Here is a 14952-nt window from a genome sequence, read left to right on the forward strand (position 1 = left end):
TCGGTCAGTAGGGCTGGTCGCCGGGACGGATGTCGAAGCCGAGCGTGTCGGCGATCTCGAGTATCTCTTCGTCGTCTTCGCTGCGCGTGATCCAGCCGCCGTAGGCGTCGCCGCCGGTATCCCAGTTCCAGAGCGTGTAGCCGGCCATGCGTAGCTGCGTGGCGACGATCTCCATCAGCTCGGGCACGCTCGTGCCCTCCAGGAAGTCTTCGTCCTCGGTGTCCTCGGTGCCCCAGTCCACCTCGAGGTCGATCCGCTCGCAAAGCTGGTTCAGGCAGCCGATAAAGGACTCGGCGTCTTTCCAGTCGACATAAAAGCCGGATTCCCAATCGATGATGTCCTTGACCTGCCACAGCAGGCCGGCGGCATCGATCTCGTCTTCCTCGGCGTCTTCCAGCGCTTCCTCGAACAGCGAAAACTGCCGGCTGGTCTGGGCGCTGTCGCCGAGGTTAATCAGCGCGAATAGCCGGCTGATGGCGTCTTGCGCGTCGTCGTCCAGTTCAATTGCCATCTGCTCCTCCTCTGGCTTCGGTATTCATATCCGTCAGGCTGCCACGTTCACGATTTCGCGCTGGCCGCGAGGCGTCACGCGCAGGGCGCGCGACGTGTCCGTACGCTCGATCCATCCGCGTGCCAGCAGGCTGTCGAGCAGCGCCGCGCCGAGCGCCCCGCCCAGATGGGGCTTGCGTTCGCTCCAGTCCGGGCAGGTGCAGGCGAACTGCCGGCGCTTGCGGCGGGTGGCGCCCAGGTCGATGCCAAGCTGCCCCATCGCCTCCGCGCCGGGGGCGCTGAGGTCGACGGCGCTGCCCGACACGATCAGCCAGCCCGCTTCGGACATTCGTTCGAAAAGACCCACCGCAAGTTCCCCAGCCAGATGGTCATAACAGGTGCGAGCCTGTCGCAGCGCCGGCGGCGCCGTGCGGGAGACCGGCACGGCACGCACGCGCGGCGGCTGGCTGGCCAGCGACGCCGACGCAAGCGCCTCGATGGCCACACCAATTTCCGGCGTGGCCAGCCGGTAATAGCGATTGCGCCCACGCGTCTCCACGGCGAGCAGGCCGCCTTCGGACATGCGGGCGAGATGGCCGCTGGTGGACGAGGCCGACAGCCCGGCAATCATCGCCAGTTCGCCGGCCGGCCGCGCGCTGCCATCCATCAACGCCCACAACATGGCCGCACGGCCGGGGTCGGCCAGCAGCCCAGCAAGCTGGCTGATGCCAGGAGCGTATTCCATAGTTCAGTGCGGAGTGAAACGACGGATGAAGTATAGAGCGAGATGCGTACAACCATATAGTGGACAAACGCAACGATATAAAATACTATGTCCACAAATATCCAGGCAGTTCTAATAAAGGAGACATGATGTTGCGCCTGATGTACTCGCTGTGGACGGCTGCCCTGTTGACGGTCAGCCCTGCGCAGGCGGCCTATCCGGACCGGCCGATCGTTCTGGTGGTGCCGTTCGCGGCCGGCGGGCCGGCTGACGTGATGGCGCGCACGCTCGCCAAGTCCATGACCACGCGGATCGGGCAGACGATCGTCGTGGAGAACCGGCCCGGCGCCGGGGGGCTCGTGGGTATCTCGGGCGTGACGCGTGCCACGGCAGACGGCTATACGCTGGGCATGGCCGGTACGGGCGCGATGGTCTACGCACCGTTCATTTCTCCCAAGATGCCATTCGACCCGCTCAAGGACGTGGCCTACCTGAGCACGATGGTCTCCACCCCGAACCTGCTGGTGGTCAATGCCAGCTCTCCCTTCAAATCGGTCGCGGATCTGCAGGCAGCGGCCAAGCGCGAGCCGGAGAAGTTCACCGTTGCGTCTGCGGGCGTGGGTAGCAGCACGCACGTGGTTGGCGCGCTATTCCAGCGCGAAGCGGGCATCCGCCTGCGCCACGTGCCATACAAGGGCGGCGCGCCCGCCGTGCAGGACCTGATGGGCGGACAGGTGGACATGTTCATCGCCGAAGTCCCGGCGGTCGCGCACCTGATCAAGGGCGGCAAGCTTCGCGCGCTGATGGTGACGGACACCAAGCGGCTCGCGGCGCTTCCCGATGTGCCCACGGCGGCCGAAGCCGGCTTGCCGAAGGTGCTTGCCGCAGGGGCGTACGGCATCGTCGCGCCACGTGGCCTGCCCGACGATGTGTCCCGCAAGATCGTCGATGCCGTCACCGCCGCATTGCGTACCCCCGACCTCATCGAGAAGTTTGCCGAGCAGGGCGGTATCGCACAGTCCAGCACCCCCGACGCCTACCGCGCGCTGATCAAGTCCGAGCAGGGGCGATGGGGGCCGGTGATCAAGGCAGCAGGCATCACCGCGGAGTAACCGCTTTTGCAGAGGAATCAACAGATGAGCATCAAGACGCGAATCACCGAATTGCTTGGGATCCGCTACCCCATCATCCAGGCGGGCATGAGCTGGGCGTCGTCGAGTTCTCCGCTCGTCGGGGCGGTGTCGAAGGCCGGCGGCCTGGGCGTGATCGCGGCTGGCCCGATGCGGCCCGACGACCTGCGCCGTGCGATTCGCGAAGTGCGCGAGATCACCGATGCGCCGTTCGCGGTCAACGTCGCCCTGTACAACAAACGGGCGGCCGAGCATCTGCAGATCGTGCTGGACGAAGGCGTGCCGATCCTCATCGCGTCACAAGGCAGTCCGCGCGAACACATCGACCGCTTCAAGGCCGCCGGGGTCAAGTGGCTACACGTGGTGGCGCATCCCGACCATGCGCGCAAGGCGGCGTCCGCCGGCGTCGATGGGCTGGTCGTGGTGGGCGGCGAGGCGGGTGGACATCCGCCGCCCAGCGGTACGAGCACGCTGGTGCTGGTGCGATTGATTGCGCGTGCCGTTGACTTGCCGATCGTGGCCGGCGGCGGGATTGCCGATGGCGCGGGCGTTGCGGCCATGCTTTGCCTCGGCGCGGATGCCGTGCAGATGGGCACCMGCTTCCTCCTGACCCCCGAGGCCTCGCTGCACGACGCCTACAAGGAGAAGGTGCTGGCGGCCGGGGTGGGCGATACCACGCTCGTGGGCTGGCGTGGCCTGCCGATTCGTGCGGTGCGCAATGCGTTCACCGACGAGTACGAGGCGGCGGAACGGGCAGGTCAGCCGCGCGAGGCGCTCGAGGCGCTGTTCGGCAGCCGGTCGCTCAAGATGGCCGCCCTGGATGGCGATGTCGAGCAGGGCAAGGTCGAGGCGGGCCAGAGCGCCGCGCTGATCGATGGGCTAGTGCCCGCCGGCGTGTTGGTCGAACGCATTGCGGCAGAGACGCGCGAAGCGATGGCGCGTATGGCAAATCAATGGAAGTAGAGAGGTGGGGACATGAGCGAACTGCAGATTGAGGATGTCGGCCAGGTGCGCGTGCTGCGCATGAACCGCCCGGAAAAGCGCAACGCGCTGAACAATGCCCTGACGCGTGGGCTGGTGGAGGCGTTGGCGGCGGCCGAAGCCGATGATGCCGTGCACGTCGTCGTGCTCACGGGCAATGGCTCGGCCTTCTGCGCCGGTGCCGACATCGGCGAGTTCAAGGACCTGACCTCGGACCAGATGTCGCGCGTGGAAGAGCGCGCCGCGCTGACGATGCAGTTGCATCTCAGCGTCTCGCGGATGAGCAAGCCGGTGATTGCCGCCATCAACGGCTTCGCGATGGGCGGTGGTGCAGGGCTGGCCATTGCATGCGATCTGGCCCTCGCCGCGCGCTCGGCCCGCATCGGCTATCCGGAAGTGAAGCATGGCATCGTGGCCGCGATCGTCCTGCCCAATCTGACGCGGCAGATTGGCCGCAAGGCGGCATTTCACCTCGTGGCCACCGGCGAATCGATCGATGCGGAGCGCGCTGTCGCGCTGGGCATGGTCAACGCCGTGCATGACGACCACCTGCTGATGGAGGAGACCATGGCGCTGGCCAGTCGTCTGGCAGAGGTCAGTCGTGCGGCCATGGCCACCACCAAGCAGACGTTCCACCGCGTGGTGGACCTGCCGCTGGAAGCGGGTCTGGAGGTCGGGCGCGAAGCCAACAAGCGCATGCGCAGCTTTGTGCGGACGGAGCGGTAGCGCGCCATGAACAAGCCACTCGAACACATCACGATTCTCGACCTCTCGCGGGTGCTGGCCTGCCCGTTCGCCTCGATGATCCTTGCGGAACTCGGTGCCACGGTGATCAAGGTCGAGCAGCCCGGCGCCGGTGACGAGACCCGCAGTTTCGAACCGCAGGTGGAGGCCGAGGGGGGGAGCGAAAGCGCCTACTTCATGGCGTTCAATCGGAGCAAGCAGTCGATCACGATCAACCTGCGCAATGAGGCGGGGCAACAGATCGTGCGGGATCTGGCGGCCAAGGTCGATGTGGTGATCGAGAACTTCCCGGTCGGCACGCTCAAGCGCTATGGACTCGGCCCCGAGACGCTGCGCGAGATCAATCCGAAGCTGGTCTATCTTTCCTGTACCGGGTTCGGGCAGACCGGCCCCTACGCCGCGCGCAAGGGCTACGACACCGTGTTCCAGGCGATGGGCGGGCTGATGAGCCTGACCGGCGAGCGCGGCGGTGGGCCCGTGAAGCCCGGCTTGCCGATGGCAGACCTGACGTCCGGCCTGTGGGCCGCCATCGCCGTGCTCTCGGCGCTGCAAGGCCGCAGTGCGTCAGGGCAGGGCTGTCACATCGATCTTTCGATGTTCGACGCACAGGTCAGCCTGCTCACGCTGGCGGCGGCGCGTTGGTTCACGCTGCACGAAGTGCCGCCGCGCATGGGCACGGAGCACCCCGGCCGCGTGCCATCGGCGAGTTTCCAGGCTGCGTGCGGCCGCTGGCTCCATATTACGGCGAGTGACCAGCACTGGGTGCTGCTCTGCCAGGTGCTGAAACTCGAGACATGGGGCGCCGATCCGGAACTCCAGACGAACGCCGGCCGCGTGCGCCGGCGCGATGAAGTGATGCAGCGGCTGACCGAGGCCATCGCGGCGTGTGAGGGTGCCGCGCTGTGCGAGGCCATGGACAACGCGGGTGTGCCCGCCGGCCCGATCAAGTCGGTGGATGAAGTCCTGTCCGATCCCCATGTGCAAGCGCGGGGCATGGTGGCGGAATTCGATCATCCTGTCATCGGCACGTTTCAGGCGCTGCCAGTGCCGCTGCGCTTCGACGGCTGGGACAACCCCGAGGTGGGAMGGCCCCCGCTGCTTGGCGAGCATACGGGCGACGTGCTGCGCGACTGGCTGGGCATGGACGCCCAACGCGTGAAGGCCCTGCGCGAAGCCAAGGCCATCTAAGGCGTAGCCAAACCGAGGCGTATCGAGATAACCATGACTGAATCGAACGAAACGGGCACAGCCCCCGCCGTGCTCTACGCGGTGGAAGGCGGCGTTGCCACCATCACGCTGAACCGGCCGGATAGCCGCAATGCGCTGAACCTGGCCATGTGCGAGGGGTTGCAGGCTGCCGCCACGGCGGCTGCCGCCGATCCGGACGTGCGCGTGGTGCTGGTGCGCGCTGCCGGTCCGGCGTTCTGCGCCGGCGCCGACCTCAAGGAGCGCAAGACGATGGATGAAGCGCAGGTGCTGGCCCGCCGCATGCGTGGATTCTTTGCCTACGACGCGCTGGAACGCCTGCCGATGCCAGTGATCGCGGTGGTAGCCGGTTCGGCGGCCGGTTCTGGCGTGGAGATTGCCGCCGCCTGCGACCTGGCTGTGGCCACGCCCGACGCCACCTTCTGGACGCCTGAGGCGCAGTGGGGCACCGTGGGTGCAACCCAGCGACTGGCGCGCATCGTCGGCAAGCGGCTGGCCAAGGACATGATGTTCACCGGACGACGCCTGACGGCGGCGGAAGCGCAGGACGTCGGCCTCGTCACGCGCATTGTCGTGCCTGAGAGCCTGGACGCCGAAGTGGCCGCCATGGCGGCAAGCATCGCCAAGGCACCGCCGCTGGGCATGCGCCTGGCCAAACGCTGCATCGATCGCGGCATCGAGCTGGGCCCGCGCGGTGCGCTGGCGGAAGAACTTCTGGCAATCGAAGAGAACCTGGCCCGCTCCGACTGGCGGGCGGGAATTGGTGGATTTGGAGGTAGAGCATGACGTGGGAACCTCGCACATTGGCAGCAGTGTTGGCGCAGCAGGCCAGCTTGGGTGGGGCGCGGCGCGCGTTGGTCACGCCTGACGGGGCCGCCACGTGGCGCGACCTCGAAGCGCAATCGCGCCGCGTTGCCAAGGCGCTGCTGGCGCGCGGCGTGAAGCGCGGAGAATTCGTCGGCCTGCTGTGCGGTAACGATGTGAATTGGGTGGCGAGCTTCTACGGCGCAGCGCTGATCGGTGCCGTGACCGTGCCGGTCAACACCCGCTTCAAGGCTGCGGAAATCGAGTACTGCCTGCGCCAGTCCGATGTGCGGCTGCTGATCCTGGCGGACCGCTTCCTGAAGATCGATTTCATGGGTTTCCTCCGCGAGGTGGAACCCGCTGTCGACCATGAACTGCCGGGGCAGGCGCTGCCACTGCTCGGCGACGTGGTGGTGGTCGGCAACGATGTGCCGCACGCTGGGATCGGCTGGGAGGCATTTCTCGCCGCCGGCGATGCCCTGAGCGATGAAGCGCTCGCGAAAGCCATGCGCGCCGTGACGCCGGATGACCTGCTGCTGATCCAGTTCACGTCGGGCACCACGGCGTACCCGAAGGGCGTGATGCTCACGCACGACAATATGCTGCGCAACGCCTCGGCTGTCGGGCAGCGGCTTGGCATCGAAGCATCGGATTGCTATTTCAACTGTCGGCCGTTCTTTCATGTGGCCGGCTCCACGCTGTCCCTCCTTTGCGCGCTGTGCGCGGGCGCGAGCATCGCCACCCTGCCGACGTTCGATGCCGGCGCCGCGCTGGCGATGATGGAGCGGGAGCGCTGCACGTTCATCTCGGGCAATGAGACGTTGTTCCAGATGCTGATCTCCCACCCGTCGTTCGACCGCTCGCGTTTGCATCTGCGCGGTGGATGGGCCGCGGCAGGCGCCGACACGATGCAGCGCATCATCGACGAGATGGGCATCGAGACGATTTGCTGGGCGTATGGGCTGTCGGAGGCGTCGCCCAACGTCGTGATCAATGACTGGCGCGACGATGCAGCGCTTCGCGTGGGTGGGTTCGCGCTCCCGCATGAAGGCGTGGCGGTGCGGATCATCGATGAGGCGTCGGGCGTCGTCTGTGGCGTCGACGAGGTGGGCGAGATCCAGGTCAAGGGCTGGGGCGTCATGCGGGGCTACTACAAGCAGCCCGAGGCGAACGCCAAGGTATTCACCGCGGACGGCTGGCTGCGCACCGGTGATCTTGGGGCGTTGCGCACCGATGGACGCCTGCGGCTGGTCGGCCGGCTCAAGGACGTGTTCCGTGTCGGCGGTGAGAACGTGGCGCCTGCCGAAGTGGAACAGGCCCTGCTGTCCCATCCCGCCGTGGCTTCAGCCCAGGTGGTGGGGGTGCCCGACGCGAGGCTGGGCGAAGTGCCGGCCGCGTTCGTCACGCTCAAGGCCGGCGCGACGCTGGATGCCGAGACGTTGCTCGCATGGGCCAGGCCGCGCATGGCAAATTTCCGTACCCCGCGCTACGCCGCCATCGTGACGGACTTCGAGCGCATCGGCATGACCGCCAGCGGCAAGGTGCAGAAGAACAAGCTGCGCGAGCACGCCATCGCGTTGTTTCACCCGTCGAACCCATGAATCCCGCGCCGGAGACATCCATGACTGCCGAAGTCGTCCTCTGTGAGTGCTTTGCCCGCGATGGGTTGCAGCATGAGCCCGATTTTGTGTCCACCGAAACCAAGGTGGCCCTCGTCGATCGATTTGCGGCCATCGGCTTTCCCCGCGTGGAGGCCACGTCGTACTCGAATCCGAAGGTCGTGCCGCAGTTTGCGGATGCTACCGAGCTACTGCGTACGCTGCCACGCCGAGAAGGCGTGATGTACAAGGCGACATGCGCTAACGGCCACGCGGTGCAACGCGCGCTCGCGGACCTGGAGGCCGGTTTCGGGGCCACCGAGGTGAGCCTGCTGGTGTCGGCCTCGTCGTCGCACTCGGAGCGCAACCTCAAGCGCAGCCGGGACKATCAATGGCTGAACATTCGCGCGATGGCTGATGCGGCGCGCGGGCGCTTCCGCATGATCGGCACGATCTCGGTCGCGTTCGGCTGCCCGTTCGAGGGCCATGTCGATCCGCAGGAAGTCCTGCGCGATGTGGGGCGGTTTCGCGATGCCGGTGTCAGGTTCGTGACGCTCGGCGACACGACCGGCATGGCGACGCCCCTAACCGTGCGTGCGTTGTTCCGCGCCATGCGGAAGGCCTTCCCGGACGTTACCCCGATTGCGCATTTCCATGACACACGTGGCACTGGCCTGGTCAACTATGTTGCCGCGCTGGAAGCCGGGGTGACTCACTTCGATTGCGCGATGGGCGGCGTGGGCGGTCATCCCGCCAAGGTACAGTACGGGGGCGGACATACCGGAAACGTGTGCACCGAGGACTGGGTGGCGCTGCTTGACGCGATGGGCGTCCGAACCGGCATCGATCTGGACGGCATGCTGGCGGTTGCGAAGCAATGCGAAGCCGTGCTCGGTCGACCGTTGCACAGCCGGGTGTTGCGTAGCGGCCTGAACCCGCTACGCGCCGTATTACACGCCGCCTGAGCCACCCACGAGCCGGTTGAGGCGCGATACCAGCGAGCGGATTTCGGCGAGATCGAGGTCGGCGCCGCCACCCTGTTCCGTGGCGGCGTCAGCCGCCGGCGCCGGGGTCTCCGCTTCGTCGATGGTCTCTCCCGCAGCGGCCCGCCGCTCTTCATCCAGCACGTCGCGCGCGCTGGTGGTGAGCATCGACAGCATTTCCATCAACTGTTTGCGCTGCTCGGCGCTGAGCGGACTCAGCAGCCGCTCGTTACGCGCGTTGGCGTCAACGATCACCTTTCGGTAGAGCGCATCGCCGGCCTTGGTCAGGCTCAGCAGCACCGCGCGGGCATCGGTATCGCTACGCTCGCTGACGATCAGTCCGCGCTCGATTAGACCCGATACGGTGCGGCTGGCATAGCTCTTGTCCAATGCGGCGCGTCGTGCGAGCTCCTTCAAGGAAAGCGGTGCGTGCGCGCCGAGCATGCCAATCGATCGCCATTCCAGCAGTGTCAGCCCGAACTTGCGCTGCACGCGCAACGATGCGCTCGCGGCGGAGAGGCCTGCCAGGTTGTGCAGACGTGAGGAAAGCAGGTCGGTAATGATCCGCGGCGCGGCACCGGCGTTGCGTTTCGTTGCGCTCATTGGCGAAGGCTCCCGTTAGTTGAATCTGTCAACGATTCTAACTGCATTGTCCACGGCAAGCGACAGATTGCCACGCCCATATAGTTGACGATGTCCATCATGTAATTTACATTGGAAACCAATTCAAGGGCGGTAAAACAAGAGGAGGAGACGGAATGGACGGCAAGGGAGCCATGACAAAGGCCAGCACGACGGGTGGGCTGACGTCATGAAGAAGATTTCCACATTTGGCATCATGCTGACGGTTGCGGGCGCCGCGCATGCTCAGACATCGGTCACGCTATACGGACTGATCGATACGGCGATTGCCTATCAATCGCATCAGGTGGCTGCGACGAACGCGGCGGGGCGCGCCACGGGCAGTGGCGGCGCTGTGGGCGTCGTGCCGGGCTTCTTCAACGGATCGCGTTGGGGGATTCTGGGCAGCGAGGACCTTGGGGGCGGTACTTCTGCGGTCTTCAGGCTGGAGTCGGGGTTTAGCCCGGACGCCGGGGTGTCGCTGCAGGGCGGGCGGTTGTTCGGCCGTCAGGCCTGGGTCGGGCTCAATGCAGACTACGGGCAGATCACGCTCGGCCGCCAGTACAGCGTGCCGTTCGATATCCTGCTCCCGTTCGACACCATTGGCTGGGGCAATACCGGCGCGAGTGATGTCTGGGTGCAGTTGCTGGAAGGCTCGCGGCTCGACAACTCGCTCAAATATCAGCAGGTCGTGGGACCGCTGAAGGTGGAGGCGGCCTACTCGGCTGGCGAACTTGCAGGCGGTGCATCGGCGGGTTCGACCTATGCGGCGGGCGTGGGCTATACCCGCGGGCCGCTCGGTCTGGGTCTGGTGGGCCAGCAGGCGCGAGATCCCGCCAGGAACAAGCAGACCAACGCCGGCGTTGGCGCGTCATACGTGATGGGTCCCGTTACGCTCCACAGCTACTACCTTTACACGCGGCGGGATGCAGCGTTCGCCCCATCCGCCAGCCAGGACTTCGCGCCGACCTACGGCACCAATGCGCAGTTCTACGCCAACCCGGGTATCACCAACATCGGCACTGGCACGGCCGCAAGAACGGACCACGTGTTCCAGTTCGGCACCACGTACCAGGTCACGCAAGCCGTGGTCGTGAAGGCGGCCGCAATCTACGATACCGCCAACAACGTCAACGCGGCGGGAGGGAGCGGCCACAAGCTGTCCGCATTMCTCGTTGGCGACTACTTCTTCTCCAAACGKACCGACACCTACCTCGCGGCGACCTACAACAAGGTCAGCGCGAGCATGAACGGCCCGTACGGCGGACATGACGACAGCGTTGGGGTGTTTCTCGGCATGCGTCATCGGTTCTGATCCGATAATCGCAGAACCATGCAGTACTCACGGCGCCATCGATTGGCGCCGTTTTTTATCCCGTCAAGCCGAGAAGAGCAGGAGGCATGCAGGCGTAAGAACTGGGATCGAAGCAGCAGGGAACAGGCATCCTGCATCGCCCGGCAACTGTCAGGACATTGCTTCGGTTTCCTCGGTCACCGTGCTTTCGGCGATCGCGTTATCGGCTTCGGCGCCCATGTCGCCCAGGCCGATGACGATCGTGATATTGGGCATCCAGTCCTTGCGGTCGGTGCTGGCGTCCGCAAACGTGGTAACCATTGCGGTGTAGCCCTGTGCCCGGAGGTCGTCGGCCAGCCGTTGCGCGCGTGGTTCCACCACTGCCTGCGGATTGTCTTCGTTGATATCGAGTACCAGAGTGGTCTCGAATTCTTCCTTGCCCTTCTGGATCGCTGCCTGCATAGCCTTGAGCTGCTTGTTCGCGAGCGCGACGAGCTTGCTGTACCTGGATTCTTCCTGGCTGGCGCGCAGTGTTTTGGCGGCGTTGATGATTTCGGTGCGGTCCACGAACATGATTGCCTTTCGATGTGGGGGGAAAGCGGAGACGACGCTCGGGCTGGGCTTGGGCGGCCAGTTTTCCGGGGTGTCGTGACTACTGTATAAATATACAGTGTCAGATGGCTCGCCCGCAAGTGGTAGACGCGCATCATCTCGTTTTCAGCCGTGCGAGAATTCGCGCATGCATTCCCACGTCAATCGACTGATGAAGACAACCCATCTATCCCTCGCCGCATTGCTGATCGCCATCGTGTCCGTGGCAGGATGCTCGGACCGCAACGCGTCTTCACAGAAGACGGCAGACACGCCAGCTACGGCCAGCGCACCGCGCACCGATGAATGGCTCGGCAAGTGGACGGGCCCCGAAGGCACGTTACTCGAGCTTGCCGGCGGCCATGGCAAGTACGACGTCACCGTGCAGAACCTCGATGGCCCGCGCCAGTTCGAGGGCCGGTATGCCGACGGCGCGATCGAATTCGAGCGCGACGGGACCAAGGAGGTCATTCGCGCCACCAACGGCGCCGAGACCGGTATGAAATGGCTCGCCGGGAAGAAGAACTGTCTGACGGTTCGCCAGGGCGAAGGCTACTGCAGGGATTGACCGGACGGCCGCTCGTAGTGTTACCTGCGCCGTTCATCACGATGAACGGATCCAAGCCCGGGCGCGGCCACGGCAGTGCCGTGTTCATTCGAGTTTGATGCCGGCTTGCGAGACGATCTCCTTCGCTTTCGTACTGTCGTTCCGCACCAACGCGCCGAATGCCGCGCGGGTTTCCGTTCGCGGTTCCTGGCCCTGGACCACAATGGTGTTGCGCACGTCCGGGTCCTGCAGCACCCTGTTGATCTCCTTGTTGAGGCGTTCCGCAATCGCCGGCGGCAGGTTTGGTGGCGCGAACACGCCGTACCACTCGACCTGATGGAAATTCGGGTAGCCGAGTTCGGCCAGCGCCGGCACGTTTGGCAGGACCTGGCTGCGTTTCTGCGATGTCACGGCGAGCGCGCGCACCTTGCCGGACTGGACAAGGCTGATGGCCGATGCCACCGACGTTCCCGCGAGGTCGACATGCCCGCCCATCAGGTCGGCAATGGCGGGTGACGAGCCCTTGTACGGCACGTGCTGAAGCTTGATGCCCGCCGTGTTCTGCAACATCACCCCGGCCACGTGCGCTACGCTGCCGGTGCCGGATGTCGCGAAGGAAACTGGCTTGCCGCTTGCTTTCGCGGCAGTCGCAAGCTCGGCCCAGGTCTTGTACGGCGACGAAGCGTTGACGAGCAGCACCATCGGCGCTTCCACGGCAAAGGCGATCGGCGTCAGGTCTTTTACCGGGTCGAACGTCAGCTTCATCAACCAGGGCGCCAGCGCGACGTTGGCGGTMTGGCCAATGACCAGCTCATATCCGTCCGGCTGCGCGCGCGCGGCCTCGGCCAACCCAAGGGTGCCGGCCGCGCCCGGGCGGTTTTCGGGCACCACCCGCCACCCAGGGACTTCGGATAGCCTGGCGCTGAGGGTGCGTCCGATAAAGTCTGTGCCACCGCCGGGGGTGGACGGAATCACCATCCGGATGGGCTTCGTGGGTTGCCACTCCTGGGCCGCAACGCCGGGAGCAAAGTTGACGAGCATCGCGCCCGCGAGCACGGCTGGCATCAGGGCATTCTTCATACATTGTCTCCTCGGTCGATGGGGCTTTAGCCCTCGGTGTAGCGAGCTTCTTGCGCGATTGCCTCGTGCAAGCCAACAAAATCGTTGTATTCCTCGAATGGCGTGAGCATGTGGGCGATGGCGCTCACGTCGCCGCCGCTGCGCAGGAACGTTTCCATCATGTCCTTCACGGCCTTGTGCATCGCCAGCAGCGGCTCGACGGGACACAGTGCGAACCCGAAGCCGAGTTCCCCAATCTGTTTCAGCGTGAGACGAGGGCTCTTGCCCGACGTGACCATGTTGAACAACAGCGGCTTGCCAAGCGGCTTGAGCTGGCGGCTGATCTCCCGCATTTGCTCCGTGCTTTCGACCGCATCGGCATAGAGTCCGTCTGCCCCGGCCTCCGCATAGGCGATCAGGCGCGCGATGGCGTCATCCAGGCCATTGACCGCGATGGCGTCGGTCCGCCCGACGATGAAGAAATCGGGATCCTGCCGTGCATCGACCATGGCGCGCAGCTTCTGCACCATCTCGTGACGGCTGATGAGCTGTTTGCCCGCGAAGTGGCCACATTTCTTCGGGAGCGACTGGTCTTCCAGGTGCAGGCAAGAGGCGCCGGCCTCCTCCCAGAGCCGGATGGTGCGCTGCACATCGAGCATGCCGCCATAACCGGTGTCGGCGTCGGCAAAGACGGGGAGGGTGGTGGCACGGCAAACACGGCGGATGTGCTCGAACATGTCGCGCTGGGACAGCGCCCCCATATCCGGTTCGCCAGCCTCGACGCCACACGCGACGAAGCCGCTGACAAACAATGCCTTGGCGCCGGCCGCTTCGGCCAGTTTCGCGGTAAGCGCGTCGTAGGCACCCATGCAGACAAAGGGGTCGCCGGCCTGGAACAAGGCTCGGAAGCGCTGGTTGCGACTCATGGAAAGCTCCGGTGGTATAGGGAATGGTAGCGCTATCATAGGAAGAGTTGGTAGCGCTACCATATAAGTGATTTCCCGATAAACCTTGCTGCTACACTGCGAAAGCCGCAAGCGGTCTAACGTCCACTATCTCAATGTCCGCCCCAGTTGACCCAACGCAGCCCCAGCCGACGGGGCAACTCTCCATGAAGGAGGTGGCACGCCTGGCCGGCGTCTCGCCGATGACCGTCTCGCGTGTCCTCAGCGCGCCGCACCTCGTGAAGCCCGAGACCCTCGAGCAGGTGCAGTCCGTCATCCGCGCGGTGCGTTATGTACCCAATCGCGTGGCCGGCAGCCTGGCTTCGCGGCGCACCAGCCTGGTCGGCTTGATCGTCCCCAGCCTCAGGAACGCGCTGTATGCGGAGACGATCCAGGGCATCTCCGATGTCCTGCAGCGCCACGGCCTGCACCTGATGATTTCGGACAGCGGGTATTCGCTGGAGCGCGAGGAAACGTTGATCTCGGCCTACCTGTCCCAGCGGCCATGTGGCCTCATCCTGCACAACACCACGCATACGGAAGCGGCCCGCCACCTGCTCCAGGATGCCGGCGTGCCCTGCGTGGAAACCGGCAACCTGACGACGCAGCCGATCGATATGGCCGTCAGTTACTCGAATCGGGAAGCGGGGCGGGCCATGGCGAACCATCTGCTATCGCGGGGATATCGCAGGTTTGGATTTGCCAGTCTTCCCATCAGCGATAACGAGCGTTTGCGCGAGCGGCGCGACGGCTTTTTCGACGGACTGCGCGCGGCGGGCATCGAGATCGATCCGGCGATGGTGCTGGAAGTGGGCGAGGGCCTGGAAAACGGCAGCCATGCACTAGCGGAACTTATGCGCCGGGACACCTCGGTACAGGCCCTGTTCCTGGCCGGTGACGTGCTTGCGGCCGGCGCCATCCTCGAGTGCACGCGCCGAGGTTTGCGCGTGCCGGGGGATATTGCCATCGCGGGGTCGGACGACAACGACCTCATGCAACAAATGGTGCCGCCCATCACAACGGTGCGTTTTCCTCGTTATCGCATCGGCGTCCGTAGCGCGGAGCTGATCGTGTCCCGGCAGGAGGACGAGCGCGCGCAACCGATGACGGAAGACCTGGGCTTCGAGGTCGTGCCGCGCGGCAGCACATGATGCGAAATGCATCCCGCAACAGTGCGCCGATGCTAGCCCCACACCCTGGTCAGCGCGTCCAGCGCCGCCACGATCAAGGGCTCGTC

At 65.2% G+C, this 14952-nt stretch carries 16 protein-coding genes; 10 read left to right on the top strand and 6 right to left on the bottom strand.

Annotation, left to right across the window (positions count from 1 at the left end; translation table 11 throughout):
* Positions 1–4: 4 nt before the first annotated feature.
* Both AC1EJR_RS01740 and AC1EJR_RS01745 read right to left on the bottom strand, forming a co-directional pair.
* The gene (locus AC1EJR_RS01740; protein WP_092293637.1) at positions 5–511 is read right to left on the bottom strand and encodes a DUF6630 family protein; all 507 of its coding nucleotides are present in this window, start codon (positions 509–511) and stop codon (positions 5–7) included.
* Positions 512–544: 33 nt separating this feature from the next.
* Complete coding sequence (locus tag AC1EJR_RS01745) at positions 545–1234, bottom strand: ArsR/SmtB family transcription factor (RefSeq protein WP_092293635.1); 690 nt, start codon at positions 1232–1234, stop codon at positions 545–547.
* Between the two features lie 125 nt (positions 1235–1359).
* On the opposite strand from AC1EJR_RS01745, the gene AC1EJR_RS01750 reads away from it, so the two are divergent.
* Genes AC1EJR_RS01750 through AC1EJR_RS01780 form a run of 7 tightly spaced genes read left to right on the top strand, consistent with a single transcriptional unit; the run spans position 1360 to position 8641 of the window.
* A complete protein-coding gene (locus AC1EJR_RS01750; RefSeq protein WP_477113587.1) occupies positions 1360–2325 on the top strand; it encodes a Bug family tripartite tricarboxylate transporter substrate binding protein in 966 nt (321 codons plus the stop codon).
* Between the two features lie 24 nt (positions 2326–2349).
* On the top strand, positions 2350–3306 hold the full coding sequence (locus tag AC1EJR_RS01755) for an NAD(P)H-dependent flavin oxidoreductase (protein ID WP_477146845.1): 957 nt from the start codon (positions 2350–2352) through the stop codon (positions 3304–3306).
* A gap of 12 nt (positions 3307–3318) precedes the next feature.
* Complete coding sequence (locus AC1EJR_RS01760) at positions 3319–4050, top strand: enoyl-CoA hydratase/isomerase family protein (protein ID WP_092293628.1); 732 nt, start codon at positions 3319–3321, stop codon at positions 4048–4050.
* A 6-nt stretch (positions 4051–4056) separates the two neighbouring features.
* Complete coding sequence (locus tag AC1EJR_RS01765; protein WP_477113588.1) at positions 4057–5256, top strand: CaiB/BaiF CoA transferase family protein; 1200 nt, start codon at positions 4057–4059, stop codon at positions 5254–5256.
* A 33-nt stretch (positions 5257–5289) separates the two neighbouring features.
* Positions 5290–6060: an enoyl-CoA hydratase/isomerase family protein gene (locus AC1EJR_RS01770; RefSeq protein ID WP_477110627.1), complete on the top strand. Its 771-nt coding sequence runs from the start codon at positions 5290–5292 to the stop codon at positions 6058–6060.
* Positions 6057–7679, top strand: a complete 1623-nt coding sequence (locus tag AC1EJR_RS01775) for an AMP-binding protein (RefSeq protein ID WP_454758051.1) — start codon at positions 6057–6059, stop codon at positions 7677–7679. The genes AC1EJR_RS01770 and AC1EJR_RS01775 overlap by 4 nt, the downstream gene beginning before the upstream one ends.
* Positions 7680–7699: 20 nt before the next feature.
* The gene (locus AC1EJR_RS01780; RefSeq protein ID WP_477146846.1) at positions 7700–8641 is read left to right on the top strand and encodes a hydroxymethylglutaryl-CoA lyase; all 942 of its coding nucleotides are present in this window, start codon (positions 7700–7702) and stop codon (positions 8639–8641) included.
* Here the strand turns inward: AC1EJR_RS01780 and AC1EJR_RS01785 are convergent.
* Positions 8627–9262, bottom strand: a complete 636-nt coding sequence (locus AC1EJR_RS01785) for a MarR family winged helix-turn-helix transcriptional regulator (protein WP_092293617.1) — start codon at positions 9260–9262, stop codon at positions 8627–8629. The two genes, AC1EJR_RS01780 and AC1EJR_RS01785, sit on opposite strands and share 15 nt — an antisense overlap.
* 208 nt (positions 9263–9470) lie before the next feature.
* Here AC1EJR_RS01785 and AC1EJR_RS01790 point away from each other — a divergent pair, with 208 nt between their 5' ends.
* Positions 9471–10595, top strand: a complete 1125-nt coding sequence (locus AC1EJR_RS01790) for a porin (RefSeq protein WP_477146847.1) — start codon at positions 9471–9473, stop codon at positions 10593–10595.
* A 150-nt stretch (positions 10596–10745) separates the two neighbouring features.
* Here the strand turns inward: AC1EJR_RS01790 and AC1EJR_RS01795 are convergent, their stop codons facing one another.
* Positions 10746–11147: a hypothetical protein gene (locus AC1EJR_RS01795; RefSeq protein WP_441591325.1), complete on the bottom strand. Its 402-nt coding sequence runs from the start codon at positions 11145–11147 to the stop codon at positions 10746–10748.
* A gap of 166 nt (positions 11148–11313) precedes the next feature.
* On the opposite strand from AC1EJR_RS01795, the gene AC1EJR_RS01800 reads away from it, so the two are divergent.
* Positions 11314–11733: a hypothetical protein gene (locus AC1EJR_RS01800; protein ID WP_255370773.1), complete on the top strand. Its 420-nt coding sequence runs from the start codon at positions 11314–11316 to the stop codon at positions 11731–11733.
* Positions 11734–11817: 84 nt separating this feature from the next.
* Here the strand turns inward: AC1EJR_RS01800 and AC1EJR_RS01805 are convergent, their stop codons facing one another.
* Positions 11818–12792 carry a Bug family tripartite tricarboxylate transporter substrate binding protein gene (locus tag AC1EJR_RS01805; RefSeq protein ID WP_477146848.1) on the bottom strand — a complete coding sequence of 325 codons (975 nt, stop codon included), beginning with the start codon at positions 12790–12792 and terminating at the stop codon, positions 11818–11820.
* Between the two features lie 26 nt (positions 12793–12818).
* The gene (locus tag AC1EJR_RS01810) at positions 12819–13697 is read right to left on the bottom strand and encodes an isocitrate lyase/PEP mutase family protein (protein ID WP_477113590.1); all 879 of its coding nucleotides are present in this window, start codon (positions 13695–13697) and stop codon (positions 12819–12821) included.
* A 185-nt stretch (positions 13698–13882) separates the two neighbouring features.
* On the opposite strand from AC1EJR_RS01810, the gene AC1EJR_RS01815 reads away from it, so the two are divergent.
* Positions 13883–14866, top strand: coding sequence for a LacI family DNA-binding transcriptional regulator (locus AC1EJR_RS01815; RefSeq protein WP_477113591.1), 984 nt, complete (start codon positions 13883–13885; stop codon positions 14864–14866).
* Positions 14867–14952 lie beyond the last annotated feature (86 nt).

It is taken from the genome of Cupriavidus sp. 05T42 (assembly GCF_056396345.1).